Raw genomic sequence first — 12,009 nt, forward strand, 5'->3', positions numbered from 1 at the left:
GTTTACTACCACAGATGCGCGGATTAAACTTAAACGACTTTATCCCTCAATTATTTCTTGACAGACTAATAGTCAACTTAAGCAGTATTGAAGAAACCAAGATGAAATTTCCAGATGGACCACGATCACCAGAGTTGATCCAGACAATCGAGTTAATTACTAACTCTCTAAATTATTTGGAGCGGTGTACTCAAAGTTATGGTGATATTTTCACCATCCGATTTCTGCGCTATCCTCCATCTGTGATTGTTAGCAATCCCCAAGCTATCAAAGAAATTTTCACCGCCGATCCTAAAACATTTAATTTGGAACAAGGTAATAATATTTTACCTCCAGCGTTACTAGGAGCAAATTCAGTTATTTTTATGGATGGCGATCATCACGAGGAGCGAAGACGGTTATTATCTCCTCCGTTTCATGGGGAACGAATGCGGGTTTATAGTCAACTCATTTTTGAGATTACTCAGCAAATCGTTAGCCAATGGACAATCGGTAAACCATTCCAGGTACGGTCTGCGATGCAACAAATTTCGATGCAGACAATCTTGCGTGCTGTCTTTGGCTTAAATGAGGGAGTCCGTCTGCAACAACTCGAAAAACTACTAAGTTCAATGATGAATATATTTAGTTCTCCTTGGCGATCTAGCTTTCTGTTTATCGAAGCATTACAGCGAGATTTGGGACCCTGGAGTTTGTGGGGAAATTTTCTGCGAATCCGCAAACAAGCTGATAAAATCATTTATGAAGAAATTCGCAAGCGACGAAATAATCCGAATTTGTCTGGCGAAGATGTTCTTAGTTTGTTGATTGCTGCTCGTGATTCACAGGGTCAATCAATGACCCCTGTAGAATTACGGGATGAGTTAATGACCTTATTAGTCGCAGGTCACGATAATGTCGCCTCAAGTTTAACCTGGGCTTTATACTGGATTCATCTTCTACCGAAAGTCCACGATAAGTTACTCACAGAAATAGAAGCTCTCGGTTCTCATCCCGACCCTTTAGAAGTTACTCAACTTCCCTATTTAGAAGCAGTTTGTCAAGAAACTTTACGAATATGTCCACCTGTTTTGTTTACTTTTCCCAGAATTTTGCAAAAACCGTTTAAGATCATGGACTATGATTTGGAACCAGGAACGTTAATTTCACCTTGTATTTACTTAACTCATCAACGCAAAGACTTATATCCTGAACCTGAATCTTTTAAACCTGAACGTTTTTTAGCAAAGAAATTTTCTCTTTTTGAGTTTTTTCCTTTTGGTGGTGGTAATCGTCGCTGTCTTGGCGTTGCTTTTGCACAATTTGAAATGAAGTTGATTCTGGCAAAAATTTTATCTTGTTTGCAACTCACTTCAACAAATCTCGATTCAATTAAGCCTCAACTTCGAGGCAGTACTCTTGCTCCCTCAGAAGATTTTTACTTAACTCCTATCTTAAAATAATGAGCCTAAAAATTATTCTAACTTGGTTGTTTATTATCTTTTTAGCTTTTTTTTCAATTTTTCAGACTCAACCACCTGTGGTACAACCATTAAATGCTCCTCTCACCGAATTTTCTGCAAGTCGGGCGATGAAGCACTTGGAAGTGATTGCCGTAAAACCTCATCCTATTGGTTCAGCAGAAAATCAAAAAGTTCGAGACTATCTTGTCCAAGAGTTAAGTCATTTAGGACTTAACCCTCAAGTTCAAACAACTACTGCTGTTAACTCAATGTGGGAAGAGACTATTTTCGCAGGAACTGTGAATAATATTATTGCCAAGTTAGAAGGAATAGAAAATACCGAAAATGCTATATTACTGGTTGCTCATTATGATTCTGAGCCAAACAGTCCTGGGGCTAGTGATGACGGTGCAGCAGTAGCAGCTATATTAGAAACAATGAGAGCTTTGAAAGCAAGTTCGCCTCTCAAAAATGATATAATTGTTCTCCTTACAGATGGTGAAGAAGTTGGACTATTAGGAGCAAAAGCTTTCGTCAAGGGACACCCTTGGGCTAAACATATCAAACTAGCAGTAAATTTTGAAGCTCGTGGCACTAGCGGAGCTAGTTTCATGTTTGAAACTAGTCAAAATAATGATTGGTCAATTCAAGAATTTGCCAGATTAACTACTCATCCCTTTATTAATTCTTTCGTTTCGAGTTTAGTAAATCTCTTACCTAACGAGACCGATATGACCATCTTCAAAAAGGCAGGATTAGCTGCCTTGAACTTTGCTTATATCAATGATACTTTTTATTATCATAGTGCACTAGATAATCTCGATAATCTCGATCCACATAGTCTTCAGCATCATGGTAATTATGCTTTAGCGATCGCGCGTCATTTCGGAAACCTAAATTTAGAAACTCAGCCAAAAATTAATACTACTTACTTTGATATTTTTGGTTTAACTTTGATTCATTACTCTGAAGCTTGGGTTATTCCTTTAGCAATTTTAGTCACGTTCTTGTTTATTATAGTTATAATCTTAGGTTTTAGACAAAGACAGTTAACCTTTTCTGGTATTACTTGGGGCTTTTTAACTTGGTTATTCAGCTTTATCTGTGCTGAAATTGCGATCGTCTTCACTTGGTGGGGAATATGTAAAGTCAGTAATGCTTATAACTGGACATCTTTCTACAGCTACAGTTTTAATTATTATCTAAATACCTACAACAGCAATTGTTATATTATTATTTTTGTTGCTCTTACTGTTGCTATCAGTTCAAGTATTTATAATTGGATATGTCAAAAAATTAGTGGAAATGATTTAGCAATAGGGGCAATGTTTTGGTGGCTAATTTTAATGATATTGAGTACCTGGTATTTACCAGGTACAAGTTATTTGTTTACCTTACCTTTATTATTTAGACTTATTAATTTTATTTTCACTTTTAATTTTCAACAAAAAAAACTCATTTCATGGCAGTATCTAATAATACTTTATATATGTACTATTCCAGCAATCATACTCTTAATTCCTACAATATATATTGCATTTATTGCTTTGACTATTAATTTTGCTGCGCCAGTTATAATTTTATTAATGCTTTTATTAGGATTATTAATTCCCCATTTTTATTGTTTCAATATACAAAAAAAGTGGATTTTACCAACAGCTTCATTTGTTGTTAGTCTAATTCTCATTACTGTCGGGCTTTTTCAAGCAGATTTTAATGCAGATCATCCTTTGGTAAATAGTATATTTTATGAATTAAATGCTGATACAAAACAAGCAGCTTGGTTAAGTTTTAATGAACCTACAGACAAGTGGACATCTCAGTTTTTCGCCAAAGAAATTAAACGAAATAATATAATTAAAGAATTTGATGCAGATCAGTATTTCCCCATAAATTTAGAATATTTACCTCCTAATGAAAGATATCTTTTTAAAGCTTCTGCTCCTCTTGTATCTTTCAATCCTCCAACTGTTGAGGTAATTAACGAGCGAGTAAATAATGAAACGAAAACTTTGGATTTTCATATTAATTCACCTCAGAAGGCTAGAGTTATGAATATCGATATAACTTCTGAGGCAAAATTTTTAGTTCCTCAAATTAATGAACAAATAATTGCTAATACTAATTTTGTAATTCCTAACAATGTGAGAAATAAATGGAGATTACACTATGAAGGTTTTCCTAATGAGGGAATTAACTTAAGCATAGTAATTAATTTAGATCAACCTATCTCTATTAAGCTAATAGAAGAAATGGATGGACTTCCAGAAATTTTAGATAATTCTCTACAACCAAGAACTAATGCAATGATGCGAATGCCTTTTGCAATTAGCGATTCGACTTTGTTAAGTAAATCTTTTCAATTTAAATAGTCACATTTTATTTTGGGATAAACCTTCTGTAATTTTTCCTTGAGGTGCTCAGGGTAATAACCATGGTCTAACAGGATAGTGATTTTGGGAATATTGACAGGTTTTGATTTGAAATAATCAATGTTTTTAGTTAACATTTCAGTCAAACCCAGATCGTCAGATATATCCCTCTTCTGTCACTTTCCGGATAAATTAGACATAAATGTTCGTATTCTTATCCAGATAAATAAAAGAATTTGGACTGATTGATTGCTGCAATCAAATCGTTAAATCCCATGAATAAATTGCTAGATAGAAAAACCTCTAACCATAATCAGTTTTATTACCTTTCTTTCTATCCCCTGTCTCATCTATGATTAAAGTTATTTTCTCTCCTTTCAAAGCATTTTTGATTCTCTTTAGTCTTCGTTTCTTTAATTCATATACTGACCAAGGAGAATTAGCTATAAAATGATGAAGTGACTGTGGCGAGTTTAAACCTACTACCTTCGCTATTTCTGGTAACGATTTTCTTGGTATTTGGGAAACTATTCCTAAATGTAAATACTTAAAACATTCATAGTTTCTTACTTCCTTAAATAAGTCCTTATACTCGGAGCAATATTCATCTATGATTGAGACTGTCGGCTGAGGGTCTCTGGGCAAATGTTTTAGTATCTGTAGTTCTACATCCATTACTGCGAGCCACTTACAGAGTTAATATTTTTATTTCTTCAATTATTATCATCGGAAAGTGACAGAAGAGGGATATGTACGAGCCACCACTAGTTATATGTCACAACTTTTTGGAATTAGATGCTATTGGCGTTGGTCATTACACGTGTCATGGACCTACTTATTTTCCTCATCACAGCAATTCCAAATTAATGATTGGTATGCCTTTAAAAAGTTCATCTTTACGCGTTAAATGGCGAACAGCTAAGGGGAAACAAAAGCATCAGTTCGTTAAAGAGGGTAGTGTTTTCATTGTTCCACCCAATCTCATCTATGAAGCTTGGTTAGAAAGTCAAATGGAAATGATGATTATTAAAATCACACCAAATTTAATTGAACAAATTGCACGGGAATCTCAAGGGTATTCAGTTGAAATTGGGGTTAAATGGTCAGCATCCGATCCTTTAATCCGACAACTAGCTTTATCATTATTGACAGAGTTCCAATATGGTCTACCTGGAAATTTGTATGTGGAGTCGGTGGGGAATATATTAGCTACTCATTTGTTTAGACGATATGGAATTGAGAATAAAGCATTTAAGTGCAAGCAGATAAATAAACTTTCTCAGAAAAAACTACGACAAGCAATCGAATATCTTAATGATAATTTATCCCAAGATATTACACTTGCTGATCTTGCTACGTTAGTTGAGATGAATCAATATCAATTTGCCCGTGCTTTTAAAGACTCAATAGGTGTTTCTCCATACAGATATTTATTAACCTGCAGAATTGACAAAGCCAAAAAATTGTTAGCTCAAAACCAACTATCGATCGCACAAATCAGTTACTATATTGGTTTTTCAAGTCAAAGTCATTTCACTTCTACTTTTCGACGCTTTACAGGGACAACACCTGGTTTTTATAAAACCCATTTGGGGTCGGGTTATGTTGCAAAAAAGGAGCAAAGCCATTAATTGATAATTTTGAGCAAGAACAGTTATGGCAAGCTCTGCAGGTAAAGGCTCCACCCGCATTTCTCACAAACTGATTTGAGAAGCTGATTTGAAAGTTGAAAACTTGGGTTTTTAAAATAAGAAAAAATTTGAACAGTAAACTTAGCTAAATTTGGTTAAAGTTGCCAAAATCTTACTAAGTAGCTTGATGAAGTATAGTTTATTAATATAATCATTCATGATTCACGGGGTGACAAGCACCCCAAAACCTTTTTCAAACAAAGTTTAAGAGTTTTAAGGTAGAAGATGAAATCGATGGTTCAAAATAATAATGATAATCATTCTATGAGTGGGGATTAGTGATCGCTTATTGTTAAGCTATCACTAATCCCCATACTTGGGTTTATTTAAATAAAAATTAATTTTTTGAGGAATACAAGATAATTTTGTGATAAGAAATATCGGTCTAAATTTGATAAAGGAGACCGATAAAATGCAAATTTTGTCATTATTGTATGAGTCGCATTTTAAACAATATCTAACAAAAGCACAATATCAAAACTGTATGGGAATAGAAGCAATGTTTAAAGACTGTAAAACTGGAGGTTATAATCTAGAGGTAAGTAAAGCTATTAATAGACGTCTTAAAAATCTAGTTTTACTTATAGCTATTGCTTATACAATGTCAGCTTTAAAAGGTAAATTAATTAAACATTTAGGATTCCAAAAATATATATAAATAAATCGGGAGAACTATTGTTTTTTATCTTATTTTTAATTTGATTAGATTTATTTAAATTGTAACCGCTCACGGGATTGGGAGATGCTACAAAAAAAAGGTTGTGTTGCAATATAACCTGTGTATTCGTAGTGCTAAAATCTCTTATTCCGGTTAATATTAAAGAGAAAATTTGAGAAGAAAGGTTAACTTATGAGAGAAGAGAATATCGTAATTATTGGAGCTAGAGAACACAACCTGAAGAACGTTAGTATAGAAATTCCCAAATATAAAATGATAGTTTTTACAGGAATGTCTGGCTCTGGGAAATCATCACTGGTTTTTGATACAGTTTATGCCGAAGCTCAACGTCAATTACTGGACACTTTTAGTTCTTACGCTCGCAGTCGTTTACCTAAAATAGCTAAGCCAGACGTTGATGAAATAAAAAATCTTTCTGTTGCTATAATTGTTGACCAAAAACGTCTTAGTGGTGGAAGTCGATCTACTGTCGGTACAATCACAGAAATTTATACCTATCTTCGGCTATTGTTTTCAAGAATTGGGGAACCTTTAATAGGTGAATCAGCTTTATTTTCTTTCAATAGTCCAGAGGGAATGTGTTCTCAATGCCAAGGACTAGGAAAACAAATTATTGTTGACGAAAATTCCCTAGTTGATATGAATAAATCTTTAGCTGAAGGTGCTATTAAACATCCAGATTATAAGGTTGGTAGTTTGCCGATAAAACTCATTGCAGAAACTAATCTTTTTGATATGGAAAAACCCCTAAAAGAATTTACGACAGACAAACTAAATCAATTACTACATTCCGAAAAAACTTATCTTGAAGAACATAAGCTAAATCGTCTTTATAAAATTAGTTTTGAAGGTATTATAACTAGCTTAAAAAGACGCTATTTAAATAAAGAAGATACAGATATAAAAGATAGTAATAAGAAAGCTAAATTATCTTTTCTTCAACAAGTTCCTTGCCATGAATGTCAGGGAACGCGACTAAATAAAAAAGCTTTGTCAGTTAAAGTTAATGACAAAAATATTGCTCAGTTATGTGAAATGGAACTGACTGAGCTTCAATCGTTTTTAGATTCTTTGTCTGGAAAATTAGTCAATACAATTGTTCAGGCCATGCAAAACCGCCTACAATATTTGATTGATATTGGTGTTGGTTATTTATCTTTAAATAGAACTACAGCAACATTATCTGGTGGTGAGTCACAACGGGTGAAAATGGCGAAACAATTAGGTTGTAATCTTGTAGATTTAATCTATATTTTAGATGAACCAAGTACTGGGCTGCACCCAAGAGATGTTTCTAAATTACTTAATATATTGAAAAAGCTACGCGACCTGGGTAATACTGTGCTTGTAGTTGAGCATGACCCTACTATAATTGAAAGTGCTGATTATGTGATTGATGTTGGACCTCGTGCAGGCGTAAATGGAGGTCAAGTGGTTTTTCAGGGAATAGTTAATGAATTGAAAAAAGCCTCGACTATAACGGCAAAATGCCTGATAAACCAATCTATGAATACCTCGAGTAGAAGAAAAGGAAGTAGTTTTTTGGAAATTGATAATGCTAATCTTCACAACCTAAAAAACGTTTCTGTTAAGATACCGAAAAAAGTTTTTGTCTGTGTAACTGGAGTAGCTGGTTCAGGAAAAAGTACACTAATTAATAATGTATTAGCTCAAAAGTATCCAAAAGCTATTAAAATTGATCAATCACCTGTAGGTCGTTCTAGTAGATCGAATCCAGCTACTTATACGAAAGTATTTGATATCATTCGGAAGGAGTTTTCCTCAGCAACAGGACGAGATGCTAGTTTATTTAGTTTTAACTCTAAGGGGGCTTGTCCTCGCTGTAAAGGTTTAGGTGTATTAGAAGTTGAAATGCACTTTTTAGAAAGTGTTACTATGATTTGTCCTATCTGTCAGGGCAAGCGCTATCAGCCAGAGATCCTTGATTTGAAATATAAAGGCAAAAATATTTCTCAAGTATTACAAATGACAGCTGGAGAAGCTATAAATTTCTTTGAAAATCGAGAAATTAAACGGAGACTAAAACTTTTGGAAGAAGTCGGATTAGAGTATCTCGAATTGGGGCAAAGCTTAAGCACACTTTCTGGTGGAGAAGCACAGCGGATTAAGATTGTGAGCGAACTTCACAATCATGGCAATATTTATATTATGGATGAACCAACAACAGGTTTACACATGGCTGATATTGAAAGATTAATTAAGATTATTAACAAGCTGGTTGACACAGGAAACACAGTTGTAGTTATTGAGCATAATTTAGACGTAATTAAAAGTGCTGATTGGATTATTGATCTTGGTCCTGAAGGAGGAAGTAAGGGTGGAACAATAATTGCACAAGGAACGCCTGAAGCTATTACTAAGATAGATAAATCGTATACAGGTGAATATCTCAAAGCTTATCTATGAATTTTTCGAATGTGTTGTAAAAGTGTTGGTGTGCTAATAGAACTAATTTGACATCTTTTAGTATATTGCAGTACATTTACGGCAAAAGTTTGGCGTTGCTGAATATATTGCAATACAGTTCAGTTAAGACTCTAAGTTATGTAAATTAGGGGTTAGTCTCAAAACAGGAATAGGGTGTGGTGCATCTAAAAGGTTTTTCGTTGTTGTCTCCAAATTCTTCCAAAAGTCGAGAAGCTAGTTTAGTCGAAACATAACCTCTGTCAGCGAATATTTTTCCAAAAAGACCACTCAGTAAATCGCTAACAGGTACTCGGTAATAAATACTACCAAAAATTAAAGTAACGTTTAATAGTTGACCACGCTCATTGACCACAATATGAAGTTTGAAACCAAAAAACCAATAGACAGAAGTTTTACCACGAGCGGCTAAACCATCAAAAACCTTATGATTGGCAATCCGACGATTATGACAGACCTTCAAGCTTGTTGCATCGATAAAACCAATACCCGTACATTGGCCAAAACAATGTTTAAGGTATACACATAAAGGAATCGTTGTTGATGGTATCCATTCAACAAATCGTTGATAACTTGGAAGTCTAGGGAAAGTACTACCCCACTATTGTTTTACTTGATTCAAATAAAAATGCTTAAAATTTCGGTAGTGATTTTGGTGAAAAGCAATCAAAATCGTCATTATTTCACTCAAATATAAGCTTTTAGCACGAATACGTTTGATTCCTCCATGCTTCAACAGCTTTTTATGCGATTGCACTTCAAAAGCTTTACAAAAATCGTCTACATGGCAGAACAAAGCATCTAAACTCAACATAGGGCAGGTTGCTGATTTGATGTTATTTTCAGCTTACTATCTGTCCCCTTTCTTATCCCAAACTCAGGTTATTCAGGTAGAGAACCAATGACTTGGCAGAAGTTTGTGATCGAGCATCGGGAAGAATTGATGTATTAACTATTCTTTTTGGCAAACAGCTAACCAAGCGTATCGCCCATTAATTTTATCCGTGGATCTTCCGCTGTCGATTCCTCATTACCTTGCTGTGAGGTGACAAACAACAACTTAACACCTTTGGGTGCAAATTGTTTATGCCACAAGCCACGAGAAACAACAAATACAGAACCACTTTGTAGCGTTACTTTATGGACTTTTTCCTGGGTAAGAATCGTGACCTCAACCTCACCTTCGAGAATGTGTAGAAACTCATCATCTGGGTGACGTTCCCAGGGAGTCTGACCGGAAAAATTGACTAAGCTGCTACGCAGCTAAATTGAATACCATAGCATTACCTTTATTTTTAATTTTGCGGTCCCATTTAATAATGAGACCTCCTTGATTTAACAATTTATGTAACAATTTTTCTAGCTGTTCTACTGATTCAAATAATCTATGAGCTATATATTCTTTCGCTGAATGCCAAACTAGTTCAATTAAATTATAATCTGGGCTATAAGGAGGTAAAAATTCTAGGATAAAATTTGGCATTTCTGTTTCAATTTTTTCTAAAATATCTTTTCTTTTATGAAAACTTGCATTATCTAGAATAATAACTATCTTTGCTGACAAATTATTGAAATATTCAATTTTATTTCCTGAGTCTATCCATTCTTGTAAAATAAAATCATTTAATTTTTTAAGTTGTTCATAAAATACATCTGCATTCCCTTTTTTAATAACAAAATTCACTCTTTTTTTATCATGATAGCGTAATCGTCCCATAATATTTACTCTACCTCTTCTTCGTTGTCCTGGTACCTTTTTTCTGCGACCTTTTCTTCCCCAATTTTTTCTTCTTATAACTCTTAAACTAAATCCGCTTTCGTCCCAAAACCATACCTGCAAACGCTCTGGAGCTTTTTTAGTAATTCTTAAATATTCTATTTGAATTTATCAGTTTGAATCTTAATGATTTTGAGTCTTAATGATTTTGGAAATGTGTAATTAAGGAATGTGGATTAAATAAAGTACAAAAGTAGGGTGCTGTTAGCATCGCGTAACGCACCATTCCAAATTTCAGGATTACAGGTTATTAAATTTTCATTCCTAAGGAATGTGGATTAAACAAAGTACAAAAGTAGGGTGCTGTTAGCATCGCGTAACGATTAAACTGTCGCTTAATCAGAGAAAGCAGGAGGAAAAGTAGTATTGGATACTTACAATCACTTAGAATGGTCAGTATTACCAAGTGAAACAAGCTAATCACAATATTTGAATATACTTTAACAAGTATAAACTTTGGTATCTTCTCAGCAATTTCCATCCTCACAAGAGTGAGAATTTAGTCTGCAAGGATTCAAAAAGGAGACAAGTATGATTCACGCTTATGCAGCCAAAACAGCTGGTGGAAAATTGGAACCCTTTGAATACGATCCAGGTGCACTCAAAGATGAAGAGGTAGAAATTAATGTTGAGTACTGCGGTATTTGCCATAGCGACGTCAGTATGCTGAATAATGATTGGGGTATGACTCAATATCCACTAGTACCCGGTCATGAAGTTGTAGGAACTGTTGCAGCAATTGGCGATCGCGTAAAAACAGTTGAAGTTGGTCAGCAGGTCGGATTGGGTTGGTATTCCCATTCTTGTATGCATTGTGAGTGGTGCATGTCCGGAAATCACAATTTATGTCTAAAGGCAGAGTCAACTATTGTTGCTCGCCATGGAGGCTTTGCTGATAAGGTAAGAGCACATGAAGAATGGGCAGTACCTCTACCAGAAGGAATAGAACCAGCTAAGGTTGGTCCCTTGTTTTGTGGTGGTATTACCGTATTTAACCCTATTGTTGAATTTGATGTAAAGCCTACTGATAGGGTTGGTGTGATTGGAATTGGTGGTTTAGGACATATCGCATTGCAATTTTTGCAAGCATGGGGTTGTGAAGTGACAGCATTTTCAACAAATCCTGATAAGGAAGCCGAAGCTCGCAAACTGGGAGCAAACCATTTTGTTAATTCCCGTGACCCTCAAGCTCTAGAAAAGCTGGTTAACTCTTTTGATATGATTATCTCAACGGTTAATGCAGATCTGGATTGGGGTACCTACATAAGTACACTCCGTCCTAAAGGACGCTTGCACTTTGTTGGAGTTGTACCAAGTGCTATTCAAACTTATGCTTTCTCCTTAATTGCTGGACAAAAAACTTTATCTGGTAGTCCTCTTGGTAGCCCTCAAACTATTGCAAGAATGCTTGATTTTGCAGTACGTCATAATATTGAACCTGTCATTGAAACATTTCCTTTCAGTCAAGTTAATGAAGCAATTGCTCATTTAGAAGCAGGTAAAGCTCGATATCGAATTGTGTTGAAACATTAGCTCAATATATCGTTATTAACTATGAAATGAATTTTTCTTAACCTCCCCATCACAGAAGCACTAGGGAGGA

Annotated in this window: 8 protein-coding genes and 2 pseudogenes; 6 read left to right on the forward strand and 4 right to left on the reverse strand. The window is 34.8% G+C overall.

The features are described from left to right. Together QNJ50_RS06610 and QNJ50_RS06615 are read left to right on the forward strand one after the other, a co-directional pair. On the forward strand, window positions 1–1,442 hold a 1,442-nt coding region (locus QNJ50_RS06610), incomplete at its 5' end, for a cytochrome P450 (protein WP_300633388.1). Next, window positions 1,442–3,814: a M20/M25/M40 family metallo-hydrolase gene (locus tag QNJ50_RS06615; RefSeq protein ID WP_300633390.1), complete on the forward strand. Its 2,373-nt coding sequence runs from the start codon at window positions 1,442–1,444 to the stop codon at window positions 3,812–3,814. The genes QNJ50_RS06610 and QNJ50_RS06615, both read left to right, overlap by 1 nt. Before the next feature lie 309 nt (window positions 3,815–4,123). Here QNJ50_RS06615 and QNJ50_RS06620 read toward each other — a convergent pair. After that, window positions 4,124–4,489: pseudogene (locus QNJ50_RS06620) on the reverse strand (transposase); the annotation flags it as partial. 74 nt (window positions 4,490–4,563) lie between these two features. Between QNJ50_RS06620 and QNJ50_RS06625 the strand changes: the two are divergent. The 3 genes from QNJ50_RS06625 to QNJ50_RS06635 all read left to right on the forward strand — a co-directional run bounded on the left by QNJ50_RS06625 (window position 4,564) and on the right by QNJ50_RS06635 (window position 8,611). Next, entirely contained in the window at window positions 4,564–5,445 is an 882-nt protein-coding gene (locus QNJ50_RS06625) for an AraC family transcriptional regulator (protein ID WP_300633392.1), read from the forward strand. Window positions 5,446–5,917: 472 nt separating this feature from the next. Beyond that, window positions 5,918–6,163, forward strand: a complete 246-nt coding sequence (locus QNJ50_RS06630) for a hypothetical protein (RefSeq protein ID WP_300633394.1) — start codon at window positions 5,918–5,920, stop codon at window positions 6,161–6,163. 192 nt (window positions 6,164–6,355) lie between these two features. After that, window positions 6,356–8,611 (forward strand): excinuclease ABC subunit UvrA, encoded by a 2,256-nt coding sequence (locus tag QNJ50_RS06635; RefSeq protein ID WP_300633396.1) that lies wholly within the window; start codon window positions 6,356–6,358, stop codon window positions 8,609–8,611. 145 nt (window positions 8,612–8,756) lie between these two features. Here QNJ50_RS06635 and QNJ50_RS06640 read toward each other — a convergent pair whose 3' ends face one another. From QNJ50_RS06640 to QNJ50_RS06645, 3 genes and pseudogenes are all read right to left on the reverse strand, one after another. Then, window positions 8,757–9,179, reverse strand: a complete 423-nt coding sequence (locus tag QNJ50_RS06640) for a transposase (RefSeq protein ID WP_366914225.1) — start codon at window positions 9,177–9,179, stop codon at window positions 8,757–8,759. Window positions 9,180–9,601: 422 nt separating this feature from the next. Further along, window positions 9,602–9,892 (reverse strand): cupin domain-containing protein, encoded by a 291-nt coding sequence (locus QNJ50_RS28555; protein WP_366914226.1) that lies wholly within the window; start codon window positions 9,890–9,892, stop codon window positions 9,602–9,604. Then, window positions 9,885–10,505 (reverse strand): annotated as a pseudogene (locus QNJ50_RS06645) (IS630 family transposase); the annotation flags it as partial. The gene QNJ50_RS28555 and the pseudogene QNJ50_RS06645, both read right to left, overlap by 8 nt. A 432-nt stretch (window positions 10,506–10,937) precedes the next feature. Here QNJ50_RS06645 and QNJ50_RS06650 point away from each other — a divergent pair. Next, window positions 10,938–11,939, forward strand: a complete 1,002-nt coding sequence (locus tag QNJ50_RS06650) for an NAD(P)-dependent alcohol dehydrogenase (RefSeq protein ID WP_300633398.1) — start codon at window positions 10,938–10,940, stop codon at window positions 11,937–11,939. Window positions 11,940–12,009: the final 70 nt, after the last annotated feature.

Source organism: Mastigocoleus sp. MO_188.B34, from assembly GCF_030065675.1.
Taxonomy (GTDB): Bacteria; Cyanobacteriota; Cyanobacteriia; order Cyanobacteriales; family Nostocaceae; genus Mastigocoleus.